Here is a 26,207-nt window from a genome sequence, read left to right as displayed (position 1 = left end):
CTATGATCGATTAATGGAATCGACTTCACCGGGAAAGAAGAGGTCGCGAACGTGTGTATAGTTGGCAGCCATCCTGCCGATCGGGTCATATTTTTGATAATCGACCTTATCGTTTTCCAGGTACACTTCATCTTTGATGTGGTAACAAACGAGTTCCCCGATGATCTGATTGAAGTTACCGATATCCAGCACTTTGTGAAGTTTGCATTCCATGCTGATCGGGGCTTCCAATACACGGGGTGAGGTCACTAATTCACTTTTGGCAACAGTTAGGCCTGCTTTTTCAAATTCACTGACGTCTTTAGGATACACCGTGCTGCAATGGTGCATCTGATCAGCAAGTCCGGCAGAAGTCATATTGATCACAAAATCTCCGGTTTCCCTGATGTTAGAAAGCGTGTCTTTATCACCTGACTTCCCAACGTTCTTTCCCGGCCCGCTGGCGATCATGAACATCAGCGGTTCTGTGGAAATGATATTGAAGTAACTGTATGGAGCAAGATTTGGAATACCGCTCTTACCCACCGAAGATACCCAGGCAATAGGTCGGGGCACCACCGTTCCTTTTACCAGTTTTTCAATATCATATTCTGAGAATTTTGACTTGTCGATGATCACTTTTTGAAACGTTTCAGGTTAATGGTCAGGCCAAAGGTAGCCATTTTTTTAATGCAAGCAAGGCGCAGCTTAGCGGGCTTTAAAGAAATCCATCACCTCATCTGCTGATCTTGTATTCAGAACCCGGTCTTTACCAAATTTTCCTTTTCGGGCGACCCGAACCCCATACTGAATGTCGTCAATGCCCTCAATGGTATGGGCGTCCGGATTGATGGAAGTCATCATTCCCACTTCACGTGCTTTGTTTCCAAAACGCCAGTCGATATCCAGCCGGTAAGGGCTGGCATTGATCTCTATCGCTGTGTTGTGTTCAGCAGCTAATGCAACCAGCTCATTTAAGTCGAGGTCACTGCCGTTGCGTTTCAGGAGCAGGCGACCCGTAGGATGCCCCAAAATTCGGGTGTATGGATTTTTGATGGCATTTCGCATACGCTCCATCATTTCCTCACGGGGCATATTCAATGACTGATGCACACTGGCGATCACAAAATCGAACCCTTCCAGGATCTCATCTTCGTAATCAAGCGAGCCATCGGCAAGGATATCAGATTCAATGCCTTTAAAGATCACGAAGTTCTTTCCCGATCCACTGAATTCCTCATTAAGCTGATCGATCTCTTCCCATTGCTTTTTGATCTCATCCACTGACAATCCTCCGGCATAAGCAGCCGTTTGGGAGTGATCAGTGAGGCCAAGATATTCGTAGCCACGTTCCATGCATGCTTCGGCCATTTCCCGAATGGAATATTTACCATCACTATAGGTACTGTGGGCATGAATAACCCCACAAATATCATCATCCATAACAAGATCCAAAGTTTCCTGTTGGTCGTAGATCTCGAATTCACCCCGATCTTCCCTTAATTCCGGAGGCACAAAATGGAGGTCCAGCTTTTCATAAATATCAGACTCACTGCTAAACTCAACCGGAGCATCAAAGTCCGTGTCCCCTTCACTGTTCAGTTTAAAAAGTCCGTATTCGTTCAGCCCCATGCCTCGTTCACGGGCCCGCTGCCTCATCACAACGTTGTGCTCTTTGCTTCCGGTAAAATACATCAGAGCCGCGGGGAATTCCTTCAGGGATACGATCCTTAGGTCCACTTGCCGCCCTTCTTTGGTGCGTACCGAACTTTTGGTATCGCCTCTTCCCAGTACTTCAGTCACACGCTCGTGATTTGTGAACACCTCAAAAAGGTTGTCAATAAATTGCTTTTCTGCCGCTATCAGGATGTCGATATCACCGATAGTTTCCAGGCCTCTTCGGTAGGAACCGGCGATTTCGATCTTCTGAACTCCCTCCAGATCTTTCAGGCTGTTAAAAATGGGAATAGCGATCGCCTGAGCTTCATCCAGTCGGCAGCGTTCATTGAACTTCTCCATCCATTCGATGGATTTCATGATCTTCTCAGCTGATTTTTCCCCCAGACCTGAAAGGGAAGCCACCGAGCCATCCTCGATCTTTTCTATCAGTTCCTCAATGGTACTGATGCCAAGCTCATTATGGATCTTGTAGGCATTTTTCGGCCCAAGCCCGGATATGTTCAGCCACTGTACCAAACCTTCCGGTACTTTTTCTTTAAAGGCTTCCAGTACGGGCATTTTGCCGGTTTCAGCCAGGGTGTAGATATCTTCGGCAATAGATTTACCAACTCCTTTGATGTCTGTCAGGTTTTTTGCCTGAATGTAGTCATCGATATTTTCTTGAAGTCCTTCAATGGTTTGAGCTGCGCGGTCAAAAGCGATCACTTTAAATCGGTTCTCACCGGCAAGTTGCATGAGTTGAGAGACTTCGCGGAGTTTGGAGGCAATTTCGTCGTTGGTAAAGGGCATGAGTTGATCGAATGTTTTAAATAATTTTGATGAAGTGAGGGAAAGGTACAAGAGGTGAGGTACAAGGCACAAGGTTTTAAAATGAGATAACCTTGTGCCTTGTACCTAAAACCTATCTATAAGCATCCTCAATATGATTAAATTCCGGTTCCTGACCTTTTTTCTTCACGATCCCGATAATATCGAATCTCATTGGGGAGTCGTTCAAGTCATGTTCCCTGCCCCAGGCTTCTGCTGCTTTGAATACATTCCTTACTTTGTGTTCGGTCACATATTCAAAAGGCTGACCGAAGCGGGTGCTTGATCTGAGTTTCACTTCAAGAAACACGGTCACAGGGCCATCTTTGGCAATCACATCCACCTCAGCCCGGTCGAAATAGTAATTTCGGTCCAGTATCTCCCAGCCTTTAGCTTGCAGGTACTCACAGGCCAGATCTTCACCGGTATTTCCGATCTCGCGGTGAGTGGGGTCAGTCATCTTTCTTTTTCTTTCCGGTGAGAGACTCCTTGACCTCCACCAGCTTCACAAGTTGTTTTAGGAATCCGAGATTCTTTTTGTTGATGTAAGGCAACAAGGCATCGGTAAAGCGTTCAAACATTTCGAGGAACTCCATATAGTTCTCGATCCGAACTTTGAATTCCTTGCTTTCCTGATCTTCGAGTCCGCCCGCTTCAAGGGTCTCAACACATTTAACCAGGTTTTCGCGGATCGGAGCGATTTCGCGCTGTTGTCGCTCCCTGATAATGGTGGATACGATCTTCCAGACATCGGTTTCAGCAGAGTAGTAATCTTTTCGATCACCGGGGTAGCTGGTTTTATGGATCAGTTCCCAATCGAGTAATCGCCGCAGATTCATATTGGCATTACCGCGACTGATGTCGAGGGTATCCATGATCGAATCCGTATCCAGGGGGTGTGACTCAGCATACAGCAAGGCATGTATCTGGGACATGGTTTTATTGATTCCCCAGGCTGAGGCCATTTCGCCCCAAAGCAGCACAAACTGATCCAAGGCTTCCTGATATGCTTTACTGTGTTCCATCCGGTTGATGGTTTATTCGTTGATCGTTACTCGTATAATTGAAACAAGATACGAATAACGATCAACCTTTAATGAGTTATGCTTTTGCTTCTTTTGCAGTCTCTGTTTTTGGAGATTCTGCTTTAGTTTCTGAAGATCCATTTTCTGAAGAATCAGCCGGTGGAGTAGAAGCTGACTTACGTCCGCCATCTTTATAATCGGTGACATACCAGCCGTCTCCTTTGTAGACCACGCCGCCGCCACCGGATATGACACGCCTTACTTTCTGTCCCGTATCTGGACAGGTTGTCAGAGCCGGTTCGCTCATTTTCTGGCTGATCTCAAACGTGGTTCCGTCTTCTCGTTTATATTCGTAAGTAGGCATTTTGTAGTATGTTTAGTAAATAAAATAAGTATGAAAATTTTTAGCGATAGATTTGCAAAATTTGTGCCAATCAAAACTTTTTTTAGTAAGGTGTCATGTATCTTTCAGAACTGTACATGTCCCAACTTCACTCTAAACTACTAAAGTTTTCCGATATCCATTCGATTATCAAAAAGACGAACGATGGTTACTCTTTGATCTTGAGAATTTATGTGATAGTAAATGGATGTTTGTTTAGAAAGAACGGATCGCCTCAGATTCGGTTTTGCAGTGGATGGGCTAAAAAGCTTGGGGTAATTTTTTATTAGATTGAGTCTATATTTTAGGCTTGTCCTGAATTGGTTTACTTCCTTAGTTGTCCATTCTGATTTCAAATATTCAAGAATATTTTCAAGATCCCTAATGGCTTTTTCAGACCAAAACAGAGTGACATCAGATGCCATACTTTGCTTTCACATCTTTGTGTGAAACCACCTTTCCTTTTTCAATATCTCTAAGTCCTTCTTCGATCTTTGATCTTTGATCAGGTGATAATTCATCCCAAAAATCAGTTGATTCGGTGTGATCTGCAAGTAGATCATGAATAGCGTTTATAACCTCAGAATCATTTGTTTCTGAGACAAAGTTGATGATCTCAAGTTTTTTATCTTTTTCTTGTAAAGGCATGACTGAAAGGATTTATGATCCTAAATATGATAAAACCCCAATCTATATCAAAATGCAGGGTTAAGCTGTAAGAATACTTTCAAATCCTTTTTTGAGTCGGCCGATCGCCTCTTTCAGGTCATCCATAGATGCAGCATAGCTCAAGCGGATGCCATTCGGTTCACCAAAGGCATCACCGGGGACAAGGGCTAAACCGAACTCATCCAGGAGGTAGAGGCAAAGGTCGGTGGAGGACTCAATGGTCGAGCCATCGGGCTTGTTTTTTCCGATATAGTAAGAGATATCCGGGAATACATAGAACGCTCCTCCCGGGGTAAAGCAGCTTACACCTTCAATGTTATTCAGGGCTTCAACCAAATAATCGCGGCGCTTTTTGAATTGTTCTCGCATGGCGACCACATCATCAAGATTGCCCGTATAGGCCGCTTCCCCGGCTTTTTGTGAAATGGATGAAGGAGCCGAGGTTTCCTGACTTTGGATCTTGGACACAGCACTTACGATCTCATTATTGGCAGCGAGATACCCAAGTCGCCACCCGGTCATGGCAAAGCCTTTTGAAAATCCGTTGATCAGAACCACCCGATCTTTCAGTTCCGGAGCTGCGTTTAGGATACTTACATGATCTCCGTCAAAAACAATGTATTCGTAGATCTCGTCAGAGATAATATAAACCTGAGGGTGTTTCTTAAGGACCTCTGCAAGGGCCTTCAGCTCATCTTTAGTATACTGAGCACCGGTAGGGTTAGAAGGAGAGCACAGGATGATCGCCTTGGTCTTGTCCGTGATCGCTTCCTCAAGCTGATCAGGTGTCAGTTTAAAATTGTTCTCAAAAGACGTTCTGACGGTAACCGAAGTACCTTCTGCCAATCGTACCATCTCGGGGTAAGAAACCCAGTATGGAGCGGGAATGATCACTTCATCACCCGGGTCAACCAGTGCCAGAATACTGAAACCAACGGATTGTTTGGCACCATTGGAGCAAATGATCTGAGATGGATCATAATCCAGTCCGTTATCCCTTTTTAGCTTTTGGCAGATAGCTTCACGCAATTCCGGGGTGCCGGGATTCATCGTGTACCCATGAAACCCATCATTAATAGCCTTGATAGCTGCATCACAAATATGTTTAGGGGTTTTAAAGTCGGGTTCCCCGGCACTGAGTGATACGATCGATTTACCCTGTCTTTTCAATTCTTTGGCTCTGCCGGTCACTTTTAAAGTTGCAGAAGGCTGTAATTGTTGTGCTCGTTTTGAGATCATGTGGTACTGTGAATTAAAAGTGTTTGGTGTGAATACTATTGAATCCTGAATGGAAGAGTAAATGGAAATAATGTAGAGTTAATTCAATTTACATATCCTCTAATGCCTGATCCCTCATCCATCACGGAATTTATTTTTAAGGGCTTCGGCAACCACTTCAGGAACAAATGAACTGAGGTCCCCGTCCCAATAAGCTACTTCTTTGACAATGGAAGCAGATATAAAGGTAAATTCTTCATCCGGCATCAGGAATACCGTATCCACTTCCGGCGCCAGCCGTTTGTTGGTTAACGCCATCCGGAATTCGTATTCAAAATCAGAGATCTGACGTACTCCTCTTACCAGGGTGTCTGCGTTCATCTTTTGGGCGTGGTTTACCAAAAGTCCCGTAAACTGATTGACCGTCACATTTTTGGCCCATTCTTTGCCTGAGATGCATTCTTTGATGAGCTCAACGCGTTCCTCTCCACTGAATACGGCATCCTTTTTATTATTAACGGCAACCGTCACAATAACCTTCTCGAACAATCTTGTAGCCCGTTTAAGGATATCAAGGTGGCCATTGGTTATCGGATCAAAAGAACCGGGGTAGAGGGCAATCGTTTTCATAATCTGTGTTTTATTTAGAATCTACCGGATGCTTTTGAAAGATGCTAACGATCGTGCGGCCATAGGCTTTAGAGAACGTGCAGTTTGGGTGATCCGTGAAGTCTTTATATTTATCATGTTCCAGCATTAGCCAGCCTTCTTCAGTCAGCCAGTTTTCTGACAGGATCTGCTCGATGATCTCATCCATAAATGGATAGTCGTAGGGAGGATCACAAAATATAAAGTGGTGGGGCGTTGCCATTCCGCTCAGAAATTTTTGAACATCCGAGCAGACGATCCGCATTTGCCTGTCTATCCCAAATTCCTTGGCTGTCTTTTCGATCTGTTTTACATTCTGTGCGTCGCGTTCAACGGCTGTAACATGTTTTGCCCCACGAGAAATGGCTTCGAACCCCAGGTTTCCGGAACCCGCAAACAGGTCGAGTATTATAGTGCCTTCCATAAACACCCGGGCTTCGATCAGATTAAAGATGCTTTCTTTGGTTCTGTCGGTGGTGGGGCGTACATCCAGGCCTTTGGGAATGGTAAATTGCCGGCCTTTTAATTTTCCTGTAATGATCCGCATGGCGGAGGGATTGATTTAAGTTATAAATGTCAGTTGTGAACACCCGTAATTTAACATTTATAACGGAGCATTAAACATCACAAATCAAAAATCGAGACTGAGTAAAATAGCCGGAAAAGCGGCCGTCAGGTCAAATCCGTAGGTTTCTTCTTCGGCCTTCACCCCAATGCTCTCAAGGGTGTTTAGTTTTACGACCTCGGCTGAGTCATCCCAAAAACCCTGTAGGGCTTGTTCTATATCGTGAGTGTCTATTCCAAACAGGTAAATGGTTTCATGCAGCCCTCGCAACCAGCTTGAGTTTTTGGCATATTGAAGCCAGTGGTAAGGCAGGTCTTCCGGCTGATCAAAGGAGAGGTAGGTAGCTGCTCTGAACTTGCCGAGCAAATAAGATGTAATGGAGATCACGTTCTTGTGGCAACCGATCATTAAAAAGGATCCGCCCGGTTTTGCAAAACCCGACCATTTTTGGGCCATCTCAAAATCACTGCTGAAATCGGTTGTGGCCACTTCTTTGGTCAGTTTGTCAAAGCCTTCCATGAGATTTCGCCGCCTCACGGAAAGGAATTTGTACTCGTTATTGTGAAGGGAGTGCCAGGTGGGTTCCAGAACTTCACGCTCAACACCTTTCATCAGTATGGAAAGGTGGTCTTCACGTTCATCGGCGTTATCGTACACTACTTTCGGAAACACACTCCAGCATTCGAGTGCAGGGTGTGTCAGGGCCCGAACCGATTTTATGTTATGGTCTGCCCGGAATTGTTCAAAAGTGGTAAGTACATGGGAAAAGTTGGGATCCTGCTGGCGGGTAATGGCATCGATCACATTGAAATTATAGTCAAACGAGCCGATACGAAAAAGGTGCTTGTCTTTATTCGGATCGTTGATGGAATAGAACAAACGATCGGAAAAAAAACAAACACCTAAATTTGCAGGTTGGTCACCCATTAATTCCAGTTTGGAGCATTACGCATGGTCGTACGTTCAAGGCTACCGATAGCATCATCAGATCCCGGAATTGTCAACAGGTAGATCTGCGGACGCAGGGTATCATTCAGGGCATACTCAAATTTCGGATATGGAGGTTGTGGAGAATATACCAGAGAATCCGGGTTGAATACATCAAAAGTAGATCCAAACAGAGAATCGCCCATAGCGATCATCATAGAATCCGTTTTGAGGAATTGAACCAAACTGTCTAATCCTCCTTCTGTTGGAGGGAAAGTTTCGTGAACTGACTCATACTGAATCAACGCATCTTTAGTGTCAACTAAGCGCTGGCGAACTTTTTCAGTCATCGCCTCTCGTTCTTTTACTTCTTGATAAGGAGTGATCAAGGAATCATATAACCAATAGGTAAGCCCAATAATTATTATTCCAAGTACAATAGTCAGGATCGTGTTACGCGTTTCAATTTTCATGTGAAAAGCAAATGAGTTAGATAATTTAGTTTAATTCCCAAGAATTTTTGGAGAAAGAAAATACATGCACACCCATAGATATGCAACTTTACAGAGCATTCAAAAAATATGAATTTATTATTCTTCGGATGCCCTTATTTTAGACTTTTAACATTAAAATTAAAAACCCGCTTTCATTGAACCGGCAAATACTTAGACTGGCTATTCCGAATATAATAAGTAATCTGTCGGTACCGCTGCTTGGGGCTATTGATACGGCCGTGGTAGGGCGACTTGAGCACGTTTACTATCTGGGGGCCATTGCGGTAGGCAGTATTATCTTTGATTTTATTTTCTGGGGCTTTGGTTTTTTGAGAATGGGAACCACCGGAATGGTGGCTCAGGCCTATGGTGCGGGTAATGACCGCCAAACAAAGGTCATTCTAATGCGAGTGCTTTTGGTGGCCGCTGTAAGCAGTGTCGTTATTTTAATGCTTCAATATCCGCTCATAGAAGTATCTCTGGCCATTGTTAATGCATCCCCGGAAGTGGAAGAATATACCCGGTTGTACTACCATATCCGGATCTTTGCAGCACCGGCCACGCTGGCTTTATTTGGACTGAATGGTTGGTTTCTGGGTATGCAAAATTCAACCTATCCGATGATCGTGACGATATTCTTAAATATTGTAAATATTGTTCTGAATCTCATTTTTGTGTTCCGGTTCAACATGACGGTTGATGGGGTGGCCACCGGAAGTTTGATCGCCAGTTTCCTGGCTTTGGGTTTGGCTATTACACTTTATAAAAAGAAATATGGCGGGATTAAGCTGAATATCAGTTGGGGAGAGCTGGTCGAGACTTCAGAGTTGAAGAAATTTTTCTCAGTCAACAGTGATATCGTGATCCGCACCTTGTGCCTGATATTTTCTTATGCTTTTTTCACGGCAAAATCTGCAGAAATGGGGGATGTGGTACTGGCTGCTAACACGATCCTGCTGCAAATGTGGTACATCAGTTCGTATGGAACCGATGGCTTTGCTTATGCTGCTGAAAGTCTGGTTGGTCGTTTTAAGGGAGCCGGTGATAAGGAAAGTTTAAAACTTGCGGTAAAGGCCAATATGCTTTGGGGGCTTGGTCTTGGAATGCTTGGAACCATCACCTACGCCACTTTTGATGCGGAGATACTGGCTCTCTTCACCGACAAGGATACAGTGATCTCAGTAGCCTTGACGGTTGTGATCTGGCTCATTGTGGCACCTGTCGTTAATAGTGTGTGCTTTATATGGGATGGAGTTTATATAGGAGCCACGGCCACGGCTGCCATGAGAAATTCCATGCTGGTAGCTACCATCCTGGTATTTGTGCCGGTATATTATATTAGTGAACCGTTTGCGGGAGTACACGCGTTATGGATGGCGATGACGGCTTTTATGGTAGCCCGAGGGGTGATATTGACCCTGTATGCTCCAAGCCGAATTTTAAACAGCTAAACCAACTGATATGATCAGATCGCTTAGAAAAGCATGGCAGGTGACCTATCTGACATTCGACTCTTTTGTAAAAGACAATTGTTTTCAGTTCAGTGCGGCCACGGCCTTCTATTCTTTGTTCTCGCTGGCTCCGATAGTGGTTATATCTGTGTATGTGGCAGGACTCTTTTTTGGAAGCGAAAGTGCCATGGCAGAGCTGAGGGAATTCCTGATAAATAATATTGGGGAGGAAAGCAGTAAGGGGGTTATGACCCTTGCGGAAACCGTGCAAACCAATGATGAAAGTCTCTTATATCTTATCCTGAGTATCGTATTTCTGATCATATCCTCAACCAGTATGCTGGTACAGCTGCAATATTCGTTCAATCAGATCTTCAAAGTGAAGCCGATGCCTGAAGCCGGCGTAGTTAAAGTGTTCAGAGACAGGGCATTGGCATTTGGAATGATCATGCTGATGGGTGCAGTAATGATCTTCTCCCTGATCGTTGATTCTGTCATGACCGCTTTACTCAATATCGTACCGGTTGAAGGATTGACCGGGCAGGTGATACTGATTGGAGCAGTGGGTAATGGGTTTTCGATCATAATGATCCTGTTCGCCATCATGGTGATGTTTTACATCCTGCCGGATGTTCGGTTGCCATGGAAACCATTGTTCTGGGGCAGTTTTATTACAACCTTACTGCTGGTATTCGGTAAATTCCTTGTCGGTATGGTGATCGGTAACAGTTCACTCACTCAGTTATCCGGGGCTTCTTCTTCAGTGATCATTTTAATGTTGTGGGTTTACTATTCGGGTATTATCATCTTCTTTGGCATCGAGTTGGTTAAAGTGTTGGCCAAGTCATCAGAGGGGTCTATTGAAGCAGGTAAATACGCCCGTAAAGTGGAAGTGGTTGAGCTGGAAACTAAACAAGGAAATCAGGTATGAAACAGATCTTATTGTTACGACACGCAAAATCCAGCTGGAGCGAACCGGGGTTGAGTGATTTTGAGAGGCCATTAGCTGAACGTGGACTGAATGATGCACCGCGAATGGGGCAGTTTGTGCGAGAGATCGGATATCAACCGGCGGTTATTTACAGCTCGCCTGCCAAAAGAGCGGTTCAAACCACGAAGTTGTTTTCAGAGTCGGCAGAGATGAGCGAAGATCAAATTCAGTGGAATGAGGATCTGTACTATGGCTCAATGAAAGATTACATAGAGCAAATACAAGCCGCCTCAGATGAACATGAGCGCCTCATGATGGTCGGCCATAACCCCATCATTGAAAATACAGCCGGATTGCTGGCCGGTTCAGAACACAAGATCGCAGTGCGGATGCCAACCGCTGCTCTCGTTTGTTTGGAAAGCTTTGCGAATTCCTGGGGTGAGGTCATGCAGGGCACCTGTCAGATAAAATGGATGATGATCCCGAAAATTTTAAGAACATAGGTACAAATTTTTTAGGTGTTAGGTATTAGGCTTGCCTCTAACACCTAACGCCTCACCAATAAAACCTGTCACCTAAAATGGCACATTTTGTACACTATTTGTTATATTGGCACAGCTAAAAAATTAAACCCAATCATTTACAGCAGATGCAATACCAACAAAACTTTTTTTACCTCTGCAAAACCCCTTTAAGCGCGGAAGGCCCTGAGCATGTTGAGATAATTACCCGGGCAGAAGACAGTGAAGATTTCCCGCGTGTATTCAAGGAGTTTGAAGATCTTCGGTCTCATGCTTTTAATGATGACAAGATCTACAGTGTGGTACGAGCCGATGATATTTATGAGCTGGTTCGAACCAATACAGAAAAAAGTGCAAAGGAGCTGGCTTACGAAAAAGCCGAACAGGAGATCATTACCAACCTTCAGCACCGTGTTATGCAAGACGGCGATGCCAATGCTAAAGGAATACTGAAGGAAGTTTATGGCATAGAAGAGTAAGCTCTCTGCATTTACCGAGTTTTAGATCAACCCCGTGTTTTTTTAAAAAAAACACGGGGTTTTTTATGATCGAAACTTTCTATGGATGCTATTATAAATCTATGTTAATAAGCACTTAAGTATCGGAATGATTCAGGTCTCAGCGTGTTTTAATAACTGAATATTTAAAGAAAAGAATACAAGTTATGAGCGTTGATACACTAAACGGAGTTGAGACCATGAAAGTTAATATTGGAATTTCCGAAGAACACAGAGAAAAGATCGCAGCGGGATTATCCAGGGTATTGGCGGATTCCTATCTGCTGTATTTAAAGACACACAATTACCATTGGAATGTGACCGGCGAGTTATTTCATCAGCTGCACGAGCAGTTTGAAGAACAATATACCGAACTGGCTGAAGCTATTGATGAGATCGCTGAACGTATCAGAGCGCTGGGTTTCAGGGCACCGGGTACCTTTAAGGAATTCAATGAGATCACTTCTATAGAAGAGGATACCGACCGACCTAAGGCTCTCGAAATGGTACGTCGGTTGACGGCGGCAAATGAGCAGGTCATAAGAACTGCACGCGAGGCTTTAAAACCGGCAAATGAAGCCGAAGATGAAGCCACTATTGACCTCCTGACCGAGCGCCTTACCATTCATTCCAAAACGGCATGGATGCTCAGAAGTCACTTAGAAGAATAACCATCCCTGATTAGTGGTTGCTTAGAACAGGGAGTTCATATCCCACTAAGTGACCACTAATTTTTTATTTAGAATCAATTCTAATTCAAAGAAATTAGGTGAATCATTATGAATGACCTGACCATAAAAGGAAACTGGAACGAATTAAAAGGTAAACTCAAACAAAAGTATTCTGATCTGACCGATGATGACCTGGTCTTTACGGAAGGCAAAGAGGATGAGCTCTTTGGTCGGTTGCAGAAGAAACTGGGTAAAACCAAAGATGAGATCAAAAAAGAATTGGCAGATCTTTAACACCAATTTAAGATTGAAAAAGGAGGCTGTTGCCTCCTTTTTTTATGAGAAAATGTCATAAAATTTGTTCATATTAGAAAAATAACCAATTAACTAACAAGGGCATACAGATAATGGAAAATTTCAATATTTCATCTGAAGATCTTATTAACATAGTGACGACTTACAGCCCAAAACTGTTAGCAGCTATAGTCACACTGGTTGTAGGTCTTTGGATCGTAAAACTAATTGTAAAGGGAGTTGGAAAGGGGTTAGACAAAAGCAATGTGGATGTTGCCCTGAAATCATTCCTTAAGAGTCTTGTATCTATTTTACTGAAGGTGATGGTATATATCACAGCCCTCGGTATGCTGGGTATAGAAATGACCTCATTCATAGCCGTATTGGGTGCTGCCGGTTTGGCCGTAGGTTTAGCCCTGCAGGGAAGCCTTGCAAACTTTGCCGGAGGTGTTTTGATCCTGTTCTTCAAACCATTCAAAGTTGGAGATTTTATCGAAGCTACCGGTCATTCAGGAACGGTTGAAAAGATCGATATTTTACACACGGGACTTAAAACTCCTCATAACCAAACGATCATCATCCCTAACGGACAGATCGCTAATTCTTCCATCACCAACTACTCGGCAAAGGATACCCGTCGTGCGGATCTTTCTATTGGTGTAAGTTATGATACCGATGTTAAACAAGCCCGTGAGGTCATCCTCAGGATATTGAATGCAGATGAAAGAACATTGAAAGAGCCTGCAGAACCGGTGGTGGTATTAACAAACCTCGGAGACAGCTCTCTCGACCTCTCTGCCCGCGCCTGGACAAGCACCGGCGATTACTGGGATTATTTTTTCCAGAATCTCGAAAAGATCAAGGAAGAACTTGATAAGGAAGGTATTGAAATGCCATTTCCGCAAAGAGACGTTCATCTGTTTCAGGAGAAATAGATCATAGTTTCACATACAGAATTCGTTAAAAAAGGTGCATGAAGGTGCACCTTTTTTTATGCGCTCAAGTTGGTGAATAACTGATTCCAAAGTGATACGATTAAATTTGGGTAGATTTCCCTTTCAATTGCCAAAGAACGGGCAGATATATTATCTTCACTAAAATAAATAGAAGGCTTAGAGCCGTAAATCAAAAAGAACTACGAGGAAAGGAAGGTTACTGTGGAGAACCTGGAGCAAAACAATACCGATTCTGAAAAGAAAGAAGAAATCACTGCTGAAGAAAAAAAGCAGGCGGTTGAATCCGAACAACCTGAATCAGAAGCAGCTTCTGATTCAACTGAAGCGCATAATTCAGAGGAACCGACAGCAGAAGATAACCCTGCTGAAGATGTAACTGAGGAAGCAGGTGAAGCCTCTGAAACTGCATCTGAGGAACCGAATGCAGAGGAAAGTTCAGATACTGCGGATGAAACTACTGAGGAATCTGAACCTGAAGTTACAGAAGCCTCAGATGGATCTGAAGTAGATGAGGGTGAAGATGAAGAATCGGCTGAGGTATTTTACTCAGACATCGTAGATAGAGCCAAAGAACTTGTTGAGCAAACCGACTGGGCTTTTGTGACTACCGAACTGGCAAATATGGCTCAAAATATCACGGAAGGTCCTGAGTCAGCCAGTGAAAAGGTGAAGTCAATGATAGGGGAATTTGAAGAGCTCCGGGAAAATTTTGAAGAAAAGAAGCGGGCTCATTATGAAGAGCTTAATCGTAAGAAGGAAGAGAATCTTGCCCGTAAAAAAGAGCTTTTAAAATCGCTTTCTGATATTGTAAATGAAGAGAATTGGACGGCCACCAAAGAGGTAGGAAAGATCAAAGGGCAGTGGGAGTCCATTAAACTTTTGCCACAGGGTGAAGTTGAAACGCTGGATGAGCGCTTCAAGGAACTCATGGATGAGTTTGAAGATCACAAAGTGGATCGCCTCGTTAAGAAACTGCAGAAAGAAGAAGAGAACCTGGAGCTGAAACTGCTGCTGTTAGATAAGATGGATGCCTTGGTTAAGAAACTCGAGGATGAAAGTCCTGATTTTGAAGAACTCGAGGATGAGTTTAACAAATTGATCTCCCAATGGAGAAAAGTTGGCCGCGTACCGTCCGATAAGAATCAGCCTCTGTGGGACCGGTTCAACAAGGTGCAGGATACGTTCAATGAGATCCGGTTCAAGGTTGATAAGAAGTACCGGGAAGTGATCGAGAAAGCGCTCGAGAAGAAGAAAAAGCTGGTGAAAGAAGCTGAGGCTTTGGTTGATCAGGAAAACATCGCCAAGGCAGCCCGAAAGGTTAATAAGCTTCATAAAGCATGGAAAAAAGCCGGTAATCTTCCTCAGAAAGATGAAAATGAGATGTGGGAGAAGTTCAAGGCGGCCACAGATAAATTCAACGAGGTGAAGTCTGATAATCTTGATCTTCTGAGAGAGCAGGAAGAGGAAAACCTTGAGAAGAAATTTAAGCTGATCGAGAAAGCTAATGAAGTCAAGGAAACAGACGATTTTGATAAAGGTCACCAGACCATGCAGAGCCTGATGGGGCAATGGAAGAAGATCGGACCGGTTCCGCGTAAAAAGTCTTCCAAGATCTGGAAGCAGTTCAAGGGAGCGATGGATGAATTTTATGACCGGCGCCGTGAAGCATTCAAAGGTCAGCGTAAAGATCAGAAAGAAAATCTCGCTAAAAAAGAGGAGATCCTTGAAAAGCTCAGGGAACTGGGTGAGCATGAGGATCCGGCACTGGCGGTTCAGGAAGCCAAAGAACTGCAACAGCAATTCAAGGACATTGGCTATGTGCCCATCAAAATGAAGAATAAGATCTGGAAGCAATACCGGGAAGCCTGTGATGTGATCTACGATCGATACAGAGCCCTGGGTTCAGATCTTGGAATGGAGAAAAAACTTGCCAATCAGGGTATCGACCCGGATACCAGAAAAGATATCATCAAGTTTCAGAAAGAACGCGATAAACTGAAGAAAGATGTATCCCGACTGGAAAGTGAAATGATACAATATCAGGAAGCTAAGACCTACTTTAAGCCAACCAACCGCGGTAATGCCCTTCTGGATGAGATCCAGGAAAAAATTGATAAGGCAGATAAAGCGATCGAGGAAAAACAGGATCGCATCATTGAACTGAAAAAAGAGATCGACCAGTTAAAACGGTCTGCTGATGATGGGGATGATGAAGGTCAGGATGAGGAAGAATAAATATTACTTTATTATAATGGGCATGATTTAATATTGGCTATATATTTGGCATACAAAATTTTATCATCCCGGAAGGACATCCCGGTCTAAAAATCAAGATCATTTGAACTCACAACCCATTAAAATTAAACTCTGGGGAGTCAGAGGCTCTACACCATGCGCAAACGATGAAAACATGCGATATGGTGGTAATACGTCCTGCGTTCAGGTAGAAATACCCGGTGAGGATACGTTATTGGTATTCGACAGTGGAACGGGGTTCAGAAATCTGGGAAACGAGCTTCACGGTAACGGAGCGGGGCATAAAGGCCGGGTGTTTATAACACATCCACATTGGGATCATTTGCAGGGCTTTCCTTTCTTTAAGCCATTTTATGATGCAGAAAATTGTTTCCGGATCTATATGCCGCCAAATGGAGATATGGGATGTCAGGAGATCTTACAGGGGCATATGTCCAATACCTTTTTTCCGGTATCTATGGATATGCTGGAGGCGGATATCAACTGCATCACTACAGACCCTGAGCCTGTAGATTTCGGTTCCTATCAAGTGGAATATATGTGGGCGGTACATACCGTGCCAACCGCGATCTATAAGTTAACGGCAGGCAATTCTACCATTGTCTATGCTCCGGATAATGAGATCATGTTAGGTGACCGAAAGGACGTGCATGATTTTAGAACAGAATTTATCTCTTTTGTAAAAGGAGCAGATATGTTATTGCATGACTCGCAATACAACAGAGAAGAATATGAAGACCGAAAAGGGTGGGGGCACTCAGCCTGGGAAGAAGTAGTAGAGCTGGCTGAAGAAGCCGGAGTTAAAAGATTGTGTCTGATACATCATGATCCTGATAAGGATGATGATACATTAGATGAGGTAAACCGGGAGGTTCAGAAAAGATATGCCTCAAAATTTGAACACGTTGGTTTAGCAAAAGAAGGGCAGGTCATTTCTCTTGACCCGCCCGATCCTTTCCTGGCATTAGTTTAGAAATAATAACGGATACCAACCGCACCGTTGCCGTCAAAATCAGTATCAGGTGCCAGATTTAAAATTGGCACAGCTTCCACAAACAGGTCGATCTGTGAATCAGGAATGATGTAGTTTAGTCCAAAAGGTACTCTGATTCCGATCTCAGAATCAGGATCACTAAAAGCCAATCGCCCACCAATTCCGTAATAGAAAGCAAGCGCGCCCTGATCGATATCACTGAACCATTTGTGTAACAGGTAGTCAGCGTGTAAATGTAGAGCATCATTATCGCCGAATGACCAGGCTACACCGGCATCGAAGGCGTTGTTGGAGTTATTCCAGACCTTAACTGAAATACCGGTTGGTTCACCCAGCATGGCACCAATACCAACATTGCCGCCATTTCCATTTGCCTGAGCGTAAGCACTCGGATTAGACAAAAGAGTAAATCCGGTTATGACAAATAGTAAACTAAGTAGTTTTATAAGTTTCATGTTTTGAGATTTAGTTAGTGTTTATATGTACTTAAAGGGAAATTAAGAAGAATGGTTTCATATTTAAGTAAAATAATTAGTTCTTAAGAATCACGGCTTGGCTCTTCCCTAAATTATTTTAGTAAGAATAGGGTTGAAGCGGGCATCAAATATACTATTAATAAAAACAACGGCATGTCATGGAAAAATCATACTACATTAAAGATGATCTGAAAAAATTTGGCGATATCTCTGAATTTCAGGAGAAACTGGGGAAAAAGTTTTTTGATTATTACGGAGAGGTCTTTGAAGAAGGAGCGCTATCAAAACGTGAAAAAGCACTGATCGCACTGGCGGTCGCTCATACGGTTCAATGCCCTTATTGTATTGATGCCTACACAACTGACAGCCTGGAAAACGGAGCAAGTGAGGAGCAAATGATGGAGGCGGTGCACGTGTCGGCTGCCATTAGGGGAGGTTCCTCCCTGGTGCATGGCGTGCAGATGATGAACAAAGTGAAGGATGTATCCATGTAAATTGGCAGACCCAAAAATCACTGATGAATGTTTAAACTATTATTTTAATGAAGTCTCTTAAAGCAGAAACGCACGAACTATCAAAGCCTCATGTGCAGCTTGATATTATTAATAAACACAACGACAGGATCAAGTCTCTGTCCAGATTCGAAGATAAACTGGATGATATTGGACTGTTCCCACTTAAACCAACCGGGATCGAGATCTTTCAGATGAACGTCGGATACATGTGTAACATGACCTGTAAACATTGCCACGTGGATGCGGGCCCCGACCGGCAGGAGATCATGAGTAAAGAAACGTTTGAATACTGCCTTAAGGCACTGAGGTCATCGGACATACAAACCGTAGATCTGACCGGTGGGGCTCCGGAAATGAACCCGCACTTCAGGTGGTTTGTGGAACAGGTGTCTGAAATGGGCAAACAGATCATTGTTAGATCCAATCTTACCATTTTGACGACCAATAAATTCAGCGACCTGCCGGAGTTTTTTAAAAAGCACAAAGTAGAAGTGACCTGTTCGCTGTCTTTTTACAGTAGATCCAGGACTGACCGACAGAGGGGTGAGGGGACTTACGACAAGTCCATTGTGGCGCTGAAGAGACTGAATGAGATCGGTTATGGGAAAAAAGACACCGGGTTAAAGCTGAATCTGGTTTACAATCCGGTTGGGGCTTTTCTGCCGGGAGATCAGGAGGAGATCAAGCAGGAATTCAAAAAGGAGCTGAGGCGGAAACATGATATTGAGTTTAATGATCTCTTTACTATTACCAATTTGCCGATCAGTCGATTCCTGAATTTCCTGTTGATGTCCGGTAATCTGGATGATTACATGGAAAAGCTGGTGGAATCCTTTAATCCCTCAGCCGCTATGGGGGTGATGTGCCGTAATACCATTTCCGTTGGTTGGGATGGAAGTTTATATGACTGTGATTTCAATCAGATGCTGGAGATGGAAACCCATCAGGATAGTGTTCAGCACATTAGAAATTTTGATCTTGGCAAGCTTAATGACCGGGAGATCGTGGTCAATCAGCACTGTTTTGGCTGTACGGCAGGAGCCGGAAGCAGCTGTGGCGGGGCAACCACTTGAATATTCAGCAAAGTACATTCAACATTGAATTTTGAATTAAAGATAGTCAGGAAACAGTAAGGGCGTATTGCATACGCCAAGGTATGTCATCAGGCACGTTTATATAAATTCTGAGATCGGTTTTAAGTTAAAAAGCATTCATGGTCAGCATAATCATCCCCGTTTTTAATGAAGAAAAGAATATTGGGAAGCTGGTAGCCTTTCTTAAAGAGAACACCACCGTAGGCGATGCCGAGATTATTGTGGTTGATGGGGGAAGCAAAGATCAAACGGCGGCGGAGGCTGAAAAAGCAGGTGCCTCGGTTCACAAATCCCCCAAAAAAGGCCGGGCGCAGCAAATGAATTATGGAGCGAAGGTTGCAAAAGGTGAGTGGTTGTATTTTTTGCACGCCGACTCATTTCCTCCTCCTTCGTTCTTGAATGACATCCAAAAGGCCATTGAGAGTGGTGCATGCAGCGGGTGTTTTCGGTTAACTTTTGATCGTGACCACCCTGCGTTAACATTCTATGCCTGGTTCACAAAATTTGATGTAGATCTTTTTCGCTTTGGTGATCAAAGTCTGTTCGTGGAAAAAAAGGTATTTAATGAAATAAACGGGTTTGATGAAGCGCTTGTGGTAATGGAAGATCAGGAGATCGTGAGGCGCATAAAAAAACGAATGCAGTTCCGAATCATACCCAAATCGGTAACTACCTCTGCTCGCCGCTATGAGGAGATAGGAGTCTTCAAATTGCAGCTGATTTTTAGTATTATTGTGCTGTTGTTTTATGCTGGAGTAAAGCAGGAGACAATCGTGAACTTTTATCGTTCACACGCGATCAGCAAGACGTATTAAGTTAGTGTTAAATAGAAAAAAGTCGGGGATGTTGGGATTTATAATCCCTATCTTTGCAAGGCTTGAATCTTAGATCTAGTCAGGTCTTTTACCGGGCTTCAATATCTATTTAAGCTCTAAGTTTATGACTTGGAATAATATGTAAGAATGTTTCTAAAGTCGTTTTTAACAAAACCTCACAACAAAAAACAAACACCATGTTAAAATATCTATCCACTGTATTTTTAATTCTTGGTATTTCCGGGGCGGCATTTGCGCAGTCTGCCATCCGTGGTACCGTAACAGAGCAGGGATCGGGAGAGCCAATCATTGGCGCCAACTTGATCCTAATGGGCACGTCCCAGGGTAATGCTACTGACCTGAACGGTGAGTATGTGATCAGAGGCGTTGAGCCGGGTACATACACCATCCGTGTTTCCAGTGTTGGTTATATTACTATAACTGAAGAAATTACTGTTGGTTCCAGCGACCTGGAACTGGATTTTGAACTTGAGCTGACAAGTGCGTCTTTGACAGCACTTGAGGTATTTGCTTCTCGTTCAGATCAAACTACACCTGTAGCTTTTACTGATGTTGATCAGGAAGCTATTCAAACTCAGCTTGGTTCCCGTAACCTTCCTGAAGTTCTGAACATCACGCCATCTGTTTACTCTACCGGTGAAGGTGGTGGATCCGGTGATGCAAGGATTAACGTGCGTGGATTTAGCCAGCGTAACGTTGCCGTTATGATCAACGGTGTGCCTGTAAATGATATGGAAAACGGCTGGGTATACTGGTCAAACTGGAGTGGTGTTGGTGATGCTGCTCGTTCTATTCAGGTGCAGAGAGGTATTTCAAACGTAAACCTTGCGGTTCCATCTGTAGGTGGTACGTTGAACATTATTACTGACCCGACTCAAAATAAAGCGGGTGGCTCTATCAAGTTTGAGAATGGAAGTGGTGCTTTGAATAAAACCACCCTTCAATTGAACTCTGGTATGATCAATGACAAGTTTGCCTTTAGTGCTGTTGGTGTAAGAAAAACAGCTGAAGGTCTTGTAGAAGGAACCTGGGCTGACGAGTGGGCTTACCACCTTGCAGCTTCTTACCAGGTTAATGAAAGCAATCGTTTAGATCTTTTTGCTCTTGGTGCCCCTCAGCGTCACGGACAGAATCTCTACAAAATGAATACAGCTACTTACGATCGCGACTATGCACTGAGCCTGGATGGGTATGATCCTGCTGCTGCTGATATTCACTGGGAAAAAGGACGTTTCTTCAATGCAAACGTTGCGGGCGTTTCTAACACATATGATGAGAAACAATATGTTGGTGACGGTGCCTGGTATGGTGCGTCCATTCAAAACCGTTACAGCAGAGACTTCATTAACGAACGTGAAAACTTTTTCCATAAGCCACAGATCAACCTGAACTGGTACAGTGAGCTTAGCGACAAGCTGACCCTGACGAACGTTCTTTATTACTCTGGTGGTCAAGGTGGCGGTACTGGTACCCTTGGTGATATTGAATGGGATTACACTCACAATCAGCGAATAGCTGACTGGGATGCAACCATTGCAGATAACGATCCAAACGGTGAAGCTAACGGAATTCTGCGTAACAGCCGTAACAACCAGTGGACCATTGGTGATATTCTTAAGCTGTCTTACCAGGTAAATGAAAGCTTTGAGCTGCAAGCTGGTTTAGACTGGAGAACGGCCGAGATCGAACACTATCGTGAAGTACGTGATCTACTCGGTGGCCGTTACTATGTTGAAACAGGCGACCCATTCAATCCAAATTACAGAGCCGGATTGGGTGATGTAGTTGACTATAACTTCACTAATACTGTTGACTGGTATGGTGGTTATGTACAGGGTGAATATGCTACTGACAAGTACAGTGTTTATGCAACAGGTGGTATTTCAACCATTAAGTACTCTCACGAAAACTTCTTTATCAACGAAGGTGGAAGCCCATTGACTCGTGAGTCTGACAACATTGTAGGTTACCAGGCGAAGGCCGGTGGTCTTTACAACGTTACTGACAACACAGGGATTTACCTGAATGTTGGTTACATTTCTAAAGTGCCAATTTTTGATAACGTTATCAGCGACTTTAACGGAGCGGTTAATGAAGACCCACAAAATGAGAAGTTTTACTTCTACGAAGCCGGTGTTCGTTACCGCGACCCAAGTGGTACTTTTGGCTTCAATGCTAACTACTACCTGACTGACCGACGTGACCGTTCATTTACACGTGGTGTAGATCAGCCAAATGGCGATGAGGGACTGATCAACATTTCCGGTCTTGACCAAATGCACACCGGTGTAGAGCTTGAAACTTCTTACAAGCCTACTGATTGGGCACGTCTGGATGTTTCCGGTTCTTATAACCTGTGGGAATACCAAAGCGATGTTTCTGCTACATACTTAGCTGATCAGGGAGATCCAAACAGTGCAACTGAACTGAATCTCTACCTTGATGGACTTAAGGTAGGTAATGCTCCTCAAGCACAGCTTGCTTATGTCTTAGGTCTGCAGCCAATGAACAATTTTGATGTTCAGGTTGTTGGTACATCATTCTACCGTCACTGGTCAGACTTCGATCCGATCAACAGAGACGATCCAAATGATAGAGCCCAAACATGGCAGGCACCTAACTACACTGTATTCAACCTGCACTTGAATTACACGCTTGATAATATTCTTGAAGGTTCTTCACTCTTCCTGAACATTTTCAACGTACTGGATGAAACATATATCCAGGATGCTACGGATAACAGTAGATTCAATGGATTTGATCAAGATCACGATGCGGATGATGCTGAAGTTTTCTTGGGTCTTCCAAGACGATATAACTTTGGAATCCGTGTAAACTTCTAAGCTTACACACCAAAGTAAAAACTAAGTAAACTTTTTAAAGCAGCCTGTTTCTGACAGGCTGCTTTTTTATTTTCAGGCATTATGAAAAATCTGATCTTTACACTCATTCTATTAATAACAGCTATTGGCTGCTCAAGTCAATCATCCTCAAATGAACCCAAAGGAGAGAAGGTATTGTTGATCTCCTTCGATGGTTTCAGATATGATTACCTCACCAAAACCGAGACTCCCAATTTTGATAAGCTTGTGGAAGCCGGAGTGATCAGTGATGGACTTATTCCGATCTTTCCATCCAAGACCTTTCCCAATCACTATGCTATAGCTACCGGGCTGTATCCTGAAAACAACGGGTTTGTGGGAAACAATATGTATGATCCCGACATGGACGAACGCTTTGCGATCCGCAACCGGGATGCCGTTGAAAATCCCGAGTGGTATCAGGGTGAACCGATCTGGAATACTGTTGAAAAAGCCGGAAAAAATGCCGGAACCATGTTTTGGGTAGGCTCAGAAGCACCCATTCAAGATCTGCGCCCAACTTTCTGGAAGAAGTATGATGAATCAATGGGTGACTCAGCCAGAATTGATTCGGTTATATCATGGATGACATTGAACAATGAAAATGAGATCGATCTGGCCACTCTGTACTTTCACTTCGTGGATACTCAAGGGCACCGGTTTGGTCCTGATTCGGATGAATTAGTGGAGGCTGTTAAAAAAGCTGACGAGCTGGTTGGTTACCTGATGCAACGGCTGGAGGAATCCGATCTGTCTGCAATTACCAATACCATGATCGTTTCAGACCATGGAATGGCAGCTGTTTCCAGAAAAAGAATGGTAGTACTGGATGATATCATCGATCCTGAAGACCTGGAGATGATCGCTTTCAGTCCGGTCATCATGGCGGATGTAAAAGACGACGAAAAAATTGATGAGATCTATCAGGCGCTAAAAGTAAATGAAGAACACTACAAGGTGTATTTAAAGGATGAGATCCCGGAAAGATATCATCTGAAGAACCATGCAAGGATCCCGGAACTAACGATCGTGGCTGATCTTGGATATACGATCAATACACAAGAAGTATTTGATGCCCGGCCTGAGTATCCAAGCGGTGGAACTCATGGTTTCGATAATCAGGAAAAGGAAATGCATGCTTTATTTGTGGCTGCGGGTCCTGACTTCAAGAAAGGATTCAGAATGAAAACCTTTGAAAATGTTCACTTATACGAATTGATGACGCACCTGTTGAGCATTGAACCGGCTAAAACAGACGGATCTTTAGACAGTGTATCCGTGATGTTGAATTAAACACGGAACGGTTCAAAGAAAAAAGCATTTCATTAGTGCTATAAAGATTGCATCTATCCTAAAGTGAAGGGATATTCCAATCTGCAAAATTTTTACCCCATTACTTGAAAAAACAGACTATATAAAATGGCATACATCGTAACTGAACCATGTATTCAATGTAAATATACTAACTGCGCGGCTGTTTGCCCTGTGGATGCATTTCGCGAAGGACCGAACTTTCTGGTCATCGACCCGATGGAATGTATCGACTGTGATGCATGTGTTTCCGAATGTCCGGTAGAAGCAATTTATCCTGATGATGAAGTACCTGAAAAATGGGAAGATTATATTGATCTGAACGAGCGCCTTGCTGATTCATGGGCCGATCGCATTATCAACGAAACAAAAGATTCTCTGGATGATGCCGACGAATGGGCTGAAGTTGAAGACAAGAAAGACAAGCTGGTAGAGAACTGGTAGTCTGAGTCGTCCTAATACCGATTATTTGCTGAAAGAAGATCCTTACTTACATATCGCCGGCGGCCCGAAAGTTATGGGCATACTGAATGCCACACCCGATTCATTCAGTGACGGTGGTAAGTATCTGGATGTTGACCGGGCACTGGATCGAATTCATATCATGATCCAGCATGGGGCTTCAATTATAGATATTGGAGGGGAATCTACGAGGCCGGGTTCAGACCCCGTATCGGTTCAGGAAGAAATTGACAGGGTGATACCGGTCATCGAAAAGGCGATCTCTCTCTTTTCGGATGTGGAATTTTCGATAGACACCACCAAGTATGAGGTAGCAAAGGCTGCATTAGAAAAAGGGGTTCATATAGTGAATGATGTCAGTGGCCTTCAAAAAGAACCCAGGCTGGCTGATCTTTGTGCAGAATTTGAAGCGGGGTATGTGTTGATGCATTCTCAGGGAGATCCCAAAACCATGCAACAGGATCCGCAGTATGATGATGTACTGCAGGATATATTTTCATTTTTTGAGGAAAAACTCGAAGAACTGAGAACCAAAGGGGTGCGCAAGATCATTCTGGATCCGGGTATTGGCTTTGGGAAAACGCTACAACATAACCTGAGATTGATAAGCGGTCTTGAGATTTTTAATAAATTTGATTTACCTATATTGATAGGAGCCTCCCGGAAATCAATGATAGGTGCCATATTAAACGGGCGGCCAACAGACGGACGATTAGCCGGAACCATTGCTCTGCATTATCATACCCTGATGAAAGGGGCGGATATACTGAGAGTGCATGATGTAGAGGAAGCTTCGGATTCTATTCGTATATTCAACGCAATTCAATCTCAACAGTAACAGAAAGGAGCAACTTTGTTCCCGATCGGTTTTCTCGAATTCGGAATAAAAGATTTTGCCGAGACGCTAATTATAGCGCTCGTATTGGTGTATCTGTATCGTTGGGTGAAGGGCACGTTTGCTATTCAGGCCGCATTGGGGATCCTGTTTGTGGTGATCCTGAATGTAGTGATCGGGATACTTGGGTTTACAACCCTGAATTCTATTCTGAGCCAGATCCTGGATGTGGGTATTATTGCCCTGATCATTTTATTTCAACCGGAGATCAGGAAATTGCTGTATCGACTTGGGACGAACACCAGCCTGGATCGATTCTTCACGACCAACAACTCTGATAAAACTATTGATGAAGTGATCGAAGCCGTCAAGGAAATGTCAAAGAACAAGATCGGCGCCTTGATCGTATTCGCCAGAACTTCATCCCTTCAAGACCTGGTTGATGCCGGCGTGAATATTGATGCTGAGATCAGAAGCGAGCTGTTGGTGACTATCTTCAAAAAAGAAACCCCACTGCATGACGGTGCCGTTGTTATCCGCGGAAACAGGATCGTGGCTGCAAGCTGCTATCTGCCTATCTCACAAAACCCGAATATCTCAACATCATTTGGAACCAGGCACCGGGCGGCTGTGGGTATCAGCGAGTCAAACAACGTGTTTGTGATCGTGGTTTCTGAAGAAACAGGCCGAATCTCTATTGCCCGGAATGGAGCCCTCACCAGTGGACTGACCATTCAAAAACTCCGGGCCGAGATGGAAGAATCCTTCGGTAATCAGAAGTTTGAGGAAGATGTGGCCTTCAGTTCTCAAACCGACATGAACCTAAGCTGATCGGGACTCTTACTTGCAGAT

General features: G+C 43.8%; 30 protein-coding genes. 17 read left to right on the top strand and 13 right to left on the bottom strand.

The genetic code is table 11. The features are described from left to right. The 12 genes from C3B73_RS02530 to C3B73_RS02475 form a co-directional block, all read right to left on the bottom strand. Window positions 1–618, bottom strand: coding sequence for a flavin reductase family protein (locus tag C3B73_RS02530; protein ID WP_103664067.1), 618 nt, complete (start codon window positions 616–618; stop codon window positions 1–3). A gap of 69 nt (window positions 619–687) precedes the next feature. Next, window positions 688–2,448 carry a DNA polymerase/3'-5' exonuclease PolX gene (polX, locus tag C3B73_RS02525; RefSeq protein ID WP_103664066.1) on the bottom strand — a complete coding sequence of 587 codons (1,761 nt, stop codon included), beginning with the start codon at window positions 2,446–2,448 and terminating at the stop codon, window positions 688–690. A gap of 112 nt (window positions 2,449–2,560) precedes the next feature. After that, window positions 2,561–2,926 (bottom strand): YraN family protein, encoded by a 366-nt coding sequence (locus tag C3B73_RS02520; protein ID WP_103664065.1) that lies wholly within the window; start codon window positions 2,924–2,926, stop codon window positions 2,561–2,563. Then, on the bottom strand, window positions 2,919–3,491 hold the full coding sequence (locus C3B73_RS02515) for a GbsR/MarR family transcriptional regulator (RefSeq protein WP_103664064.1): 573 nt from the start codon (window positions 3,489–3,491) through the stop codon (window positions 2,919–2,921). Before C3B73_RS02515 ends, C3B73_RS02520 begins: the two co-directional genes overlap by 8 nt. Window positions 3,492–3,567: 76 nt before the next feature. Beyond that, entirely contained in the window at window positions 3,568–3,855 is a 288-nt protein-coding gene (locus tag C3B73_RS02510; RefSeq protein ID WP_103664063.1) for an FmdB family zinc ribbon protein, read from the bottom strand. Between the two features lie 140 nt (window positions 3,856–3,995). Beyond that, the gene (locus C3B73_RS14185) at window positions 3,996–4,298 is read right to left on the bottom strand and encodes a type II toxin-antitoxin system RelE/ParE family toxin (protein ID WP_103664062.1); all 303 of its coding nucleotides are present in this window, start codon (window positions 4,296–4,298) and stop codon (window positions 3,996–3,998) included. Beyond that, window positions 4,288–4,521, bottom strand: a complete 234-nt coding sequence (locus tag C3B73_RS02500; RefSeq protein WP_103664061.1) for a hypothetical protein — start codon at window positions 4,519–4,521, stop codon at window positions 4,288–4,290. Before C3B73_RS02500 ends, C3B73_RS14185 begins: the two co-directional genes overlap by 11 nt. A 60-nt stretch (window positions 4,522–4,581) precedes the next feature. Next, entirely contained in the window at window positions 4,582–5,781 is a 1,200-nt protein-coding gene (locus C3B73_RS02495; RefSeq protein WP_103664060.1) for a pyridoxal phosphate-dependent aminotransferase, read from the bottom strand. Between the two features lie 114 nt (window positions 5,782–5,895). Further along, complete coding sequence (gene coaD, locus C3B73_RS02490) at window positions 5,896–6,390, bottom strand: pantetheine-phosphate adenylyltransferase (protein ID WP_198597259.1); 495 nt, start codon at window positions 6,388–6,390, stop codon at window positions 5,896–5,898. 10 nt (window positions 6,391–6,400) lie between these two features. Continuing rightward, window positions 6,401–6,955 (bottom strand): 16S rRNA (guanine(966)-N(2))-methyltransferase RsmD, encoded by a 555-nt coding sequence (gene rsmD / locus C3B73_RS02485; RefSeq protein WP_103664058.1) that lies wholly within the window; start codon window positions 6,953–6,955, stop codon window positions 6,401–6,403. Window positions 6,956–7,039: 84 nt separating this feature from the next. Beyond that, the gene (locus C3B73_RS02480; RefSeq protein WP_103664057.1) at window positions 7,040–7,900 is read right to left on the bottom strand and encodes a hypothetical protein; all 861 of its coding nucleotides are present in this window, start codon (window positions 7,898–7,900) and stop codon (window positions 7,040–7,042) included. Beyond that, the gene (locus tag C3B73_RS02475) at window positions 7,900–8,373 is read right to left on the bottom strand and encodes a hypothetical protein (RefSeq protein ID WP_103664056.1); all 474 of its coding nucleotides are present in this window, start codon (window positions 8,371–8,373) and stop codon (window positions 7,900–7,902) included. Before C3B73_RS02475 ends, C3B73_RS02480 begins: the two co-directional genes overlap by 1 nt. Before the next feature lie 176 nt (window positions 8,374–8,549). Here C3B73_RS02475 and C3B73_RS02470 point away from each other — a divergent pair, with 176 nt between their 5' ends. The 9 genes from C3B73_RS02470 to C3B73_RS02430 all read left to right on the top strand — a co-directional run bounded on the left by C3B73_RS02470 (window position 8,550) and on the right by C3B73_RS02430 (window position 16,944). Beyond that, entirely contained in the window at window positions 8,550–9,845 is a 1,296-nt protein-coding gene (locus C3B73_RS02470) for an MATE family efflux transporter (RefSeq protein WP_103664055.1), read from the top strand. 10 nt (window positions 9,846–9,855) lie between these two features. Beyond that, entirely contained in the window at window positions 9,856–10,776 is a 921-nt protein-coding gene (locus C3B73_RS02465) for a YihY/virulence factor BrkB family protein (RefSeq protein ID WP_103664054.1), read from the top strand. Next, complete coding sequence (locus C3B73_RS02460; protein ID WP_103664053.1) at window positions 10,773–11,279, top strand: SixA phosphatase family protein; 507 nt, start codon at window positions 10,773–10,775, stop codon at window positions 11,277–11,279. The genes C3B73_RS02465 and C3B73_RS02460 overlap by 4 nt, the downstream gene beginning before the upstream one ends. Window positions 11,280–11,425: 146 nt before the next feature. After that, window positions 11,426–11,776: a hypothetical protein gene (locus C3B73_RS02455; protein ID WP_103664052.1), complete on the top strand. Its 351-nt coding sequence runs from the start codon at window positions 11,426–11,428 to the stop codon at window positions 11,774–11,776. A gap of 185 nt (window positions 11,777–11,961) precedes the next feature. Further along, a complete protein-coding gene (locus tag C3B73_RS02450; protein WP_103664051.1) occupies window positions 11,962–12,465 on the top strand; it encodes a Dps family protein in 504 nt (167 codons plus the stop codon). A gap of 108 nt (window positions 12,466–12,573) precedes the next feature. Beyond that, window positions 12,574–12,759 carry a CsbD family protein gene (locus C3B73_RS02445; protein WP_103664050.1) on the top strand — a complete coding sequence of 62 codons (186 nt, stop codon included), beginning with the start codon at window positions 12,574–12,576 and terminating at the stop codon, window positions 12,757–12,759. 113 nt (window positions 12,760–12,872) lie between these two features. Beyond that, on the top strand, window positions 12,873–13,694 hold the full coding sequence (locus C3B73_RS02440) for a mechanosensitive ion channel family protein (RefSeq protein ID WP_198597258.1): 822 nt from the start codon (window positions 12,873–12,875) through the stop codon (window positions 13,692–13,694). Window positions 13,695–13,916: 222 nt separating this feature from the next. After that, entirely contained in the window at window positions 13,917–15,950 is a 2,034-nt protein-coding gene (locus tag C3B73_RS02435) for a DUF349 domain-containing protein (RefSeq protein WP_103664048.1), read from the top strand. A 103-nt stretch (window positions 15,951–16,053) separates the two neighbouring features. Further along, window positions 16,054–16,944: an MBL fold metallo-hydrolase gene (locus tag C3B73_RS02430; RefSeq protein ID WP_232802947.1), complete on the top strand. Its 891-nt coding sequence runs from the start codon at window positions 16,054–16,056 to the stop codon at window positions 16,942–16,944. Here the strand turns inward: C3B73_RS02430 and C3B73_RS02425 are convergent. Beyond that, on the bottom strand, window positions 16,941–17,420 hold the full coding sequence (locus tag C3B73_RS02425; protein WP_103664046.1) for a hypothetical protein: 480 nt from the start codon (window positions 17,418–17,420) through the stop codon (window positions 16,941–16,943). The genes C3B73_RS02430 and C3B73_RS02425 overlap by 4 nt on opposite strands. Window positions 17,421–17,599: 179 nt before the next feature. Here C3B73_RS02425 and C3B73_RS02420 point away from each other — a divergent pair, with 179 nt between their 5' ends. The 8 genes from C3B73_RS02420 to cdaA all read left to right on the top strand — a co-directional run bounded on the left by C3B73_RS02420 (window position 17,600) and on the right by cdaA (window position 26,186). Further along, window positions 17,600–17,935, top strand: a complete 336-nt coding sequence (locus tag C3B73_RS02420; protein WP_103664045.1) for an arsenosugar biosynthesis-associated peroxidase-like protein — start codon at window positions 17,600–17,602, stop codon at window positions 17,933–17,935. 47 nt (window positions 17,936–17,982) lie between these two features. Next, the gene (gene arsS, locus C3B73_RS02415) at window positions 17,983–19,029 is read left to right on the top strand and encodes an arsenosugar biosynthesis radical SAM (seleno)protein ArsS (RefSeq protein WP_103664044.1); all 1,047 of its coding nucleotides are present in this window, start codon (window positions 17,983–17,985) and stop codon (window positions 19,027–19,029) included. Between the two features lie 140 nt (window positions 19,030–19,169). Further along, window positions 19,170–19,865, top strand: coding sequence for a TIGR04283 family arsenosugar biosynthesis glycosyltransferase (locus tag C3B73_RS02410; RefSeq protein ID WP_103664043.1), 696 nt, complete (start codon window positions 19,170–19,172; stop codon window positions 19,863–19,865). A 197-nt stretch (window positions 19,866–20,062) separates the two neighbouring features. After that, the gene (locus tag C3B73_RS02405; RefSeq protein ID WP_103664042.1) at window positions 20,063–22,729 is read left to right on the top strand and encodes a TonB-dependent receptor; all 2,667 of its coding nucleotides are present in this window, start codon (window positions 20,063–20,065) and stop codon (window positions 22,727–22,729) included. An 81-nt stretch (window positions 22,730–22,810) separates the two neighbouring features. Beyond that, complete coding sequence (locus C3B73_RS02400; protein WP_103664041.1) at window positions 22,811–24,040, top strand: alkaline phosphatase family protein; 1,230 nt, start codon at window positions 22,811–22,813, stop codon at window positions 24,038–24,040. Window positions 24,041–24,166: 126 nt separating this feature from the next. Beyond that, window positions 24,167–24,502, top strand: a complete 336-nt coding sequence (locus C3B73_RS02395; RefSeq protein WP_103664040.1) for a ferredoxin family protein — start codon at window positions 24,167–24,169, stop codon at window positions 24,500–24,502. A gap of 25 nt (window positions 24,503–24,527) precedes the next feature. After that, window positions 24,528–25,358, top strand: coding sequence for a dihydropteroate synthase (gene folP, locus C3B73_RS02390; protein ID WP_232802945.1), 831 nt, complete (start codon window positions 24,528–24,530; stop codon window positions 25,356–25,358). 15 nt (window positions 25,359–25,373) lie between these two features. Further along, a complete protein-coding gene (cdaA, locus tag C3B73_RS02385) occupies window positions 25,374–26,186 on the top strand; it encodes a diadenylate cyclase CdaA (protein WP_103664039.1) in 813 nt (270 codons plus the stop codon). Window positions 26,187–26,207: the final 21 nt, after the last annotated feature.

This window comes from Gracilimonas amylolytica (genome assembly GCF_002911695.1).
GTDB classification, from domain to species: Bacteria; Bacteroidota; Rhodothermia; order Balneolales; family Balneolaceae; genus Gracilimonas; species Gracilimonas amylolytica.
The sequence above is the reverse complement of the archived record's forward strand: the minus strand, read 5'-3'. Positions and strand labels throughout refer to the sequence as shown.

What these genes read in the sequence shown, in the direction of transcription:
- polX (WP_103664066.1), bottom strand. Translation starts at nt 2,448, where the DNA reads ATGCCCTTTACCAACGACGAAATTGCCTCCAAACTCCGCGAAGTCTCT.
- C3B73_RS02520 (WP_103664065.1), bottom strand. Translation starts at nt 2,926, where the DNA reads ATGACTGACCCCACTCACCGCGAGATCGGAAATACCGGTGAAGATCTG.
- C3B73_RS02515 (WP_103664064.1), bottom strand. Translation starts at nt 3,491, where the DNA reads ATGGAACACAGTAAAGCATATCAGGAAGCCTTGGATCAGTTTGTGCTG.
- C3B73_RS02510 (WP_103664063.1), bottom strand. Translation starts at nt 3,855, where the DNA reads ATGCCTACTTACGAATATAAACGAGAAGACGGAACCACGTTTGAGATC.
- C3B73_RS14185 (WP_103664062.1), bottom strand. Translation starts at nt 4,298, where the DNA reads ATGGCATCTGATGTCACTCTGTTTTGGTCTGAAAAAGCCATTAGGGAT.
- C3B73_RS02500 (WP_103664061.1), bottom strand. Translation starts at nt 4,521, where the DNA reads ATGCCTTTACAAGAAAAAGATAAAAAACTTGAGATCATCAACTTTGTC.
- C3B73_RS02495 (WP_103664060.1), bottom strand. Translation starts at nt 5,781, where the DNA reads ATGATCTCAAAACGAGCACAACAATTACAGCCTTCTGCAACTTTAAAA.
- coaD (WP_198597259.1), bottom strand. Translation starts at nt 6,390, where the DNA reads ATGAAAACGATTGCCCTCTACCCCGGTTCTTTTGATCCGATAACCAAT.
- rsmD (WP_103664058.1), bottom strand. Translation starts at nt 6,955, where the DNA reads ATGCGGATCATTACAGGAAAATTAAAAGGCCGGCAATTTACCATTCCC.
- C3B73_RS02480 (WP_103664057.1), bottom strand. Translation starts at nt 7,900, where the DNA reads ATGGGTGACCAACCTGCAAATTTAGGTGTTTGTTTTTTTTCCGATCGT.
- C3B73_RS02475 (WP_103664056.1), bottom strand. Translation starts at nt 8,373, where the DNA reads ATGAAAATTGAAACGCGTAACACGATCCTGACTATTGTACTTGGAATA.
- C3B73_RS02465 (WP_103664054.1), top strand. Translation starts at nt 9,856, where the DNA reads ATGATCAGATCGCTTAGAAAAGCATGGCAGGTGACCTATCTGACATTC.
- C3B73_RS02460 (WP_103664053.1), top strand. Translation starts at nt 10,773, where the DNA reads ATGAAACAGATCTTATTGTTACGACACGCAAAATCCAGCTGGAGCGAA.
- C3B73_RS02455 (WP_103664052.1), top strand. Translation starts at nt 11,426, where the DNA reads ATGCAATACCAACAAAACTTTTTTTACCTCTGCAAAACCCCTTTAAGC.
- C3B73_RS02450 (WP_103664051.1), top strand. Translation starts at nt 11,962, where the DNA reads ATGAGCGTTGATACACTAAACGGAGTTGAGACCATGAAAGTTAATATT.
- C3B73_RS02445 (WP_103664050.1), top strand. Translation starts at nt 12,574, where the DNA reads ATGAATGACCTGACCATAAAAGGAAACTGGAACGAATTAAAAGGTAAA.
- C3B73_RS02440 (WP_198597258.1), top strand. Translation starts at nt 12,873, where the DNA reads ATGGAAAATTTCAATATTTCATCTGAAGATCTTATTAACATAGTGACG.
- C3B73_RS02425 (WP_103664046.1), bottom strand. Translation starts at nt 17,420, where the DNA reads ATGAAACTTATAAAACTACTTAGTTTACTATTTGTCATAACCGGATTT.
- C3B73_RS02420 (WP_103664045.1), top strand. Translation starts at nt 17,600, where the DNA reads ATGGAAAAATCATACTACATTAAAGATGATCTGAAAAAATTTGGCGAT.
- arsS (WP_103664044.1), top strand. Translation starts at nt 17,983, where the DNA reads ATGAAGTCTCTTAAAGCAGAAACGCACGAACTATCAAAGCCTCATGTG.
- C3B73_RS02410 (WP_103664043.1), top strand. Translation starts at nt 19,170, where the DNA reads ATGGTCAGCATAATCATCCCCGTTTTTAATGAAGAAAAGAATATTGGG.
- C3B73_RS02405 (WP_103664042.1), top strand. Translation starts at nt 20,063, where the DNA reads ATGTTAAAATATCTATCCACTGTATTTTTAATTCTTGGTATTTCCGGG.
- C3B73_RS02400 (WP_103664041.1), top strand. Translation starts at nt 22,811, where the DNA reads ATGAAAAATCTGATCTTTACACTCATTCTATTAATAACAGCTATTGGC.
- C3B73_RS02395 (WP_103664040.1), top strand. Translation starts at nt 24,167, where the DNA reads ATGGCATACATCGTAACTGAACCATGTATTCAATGTAAATATACTAAC.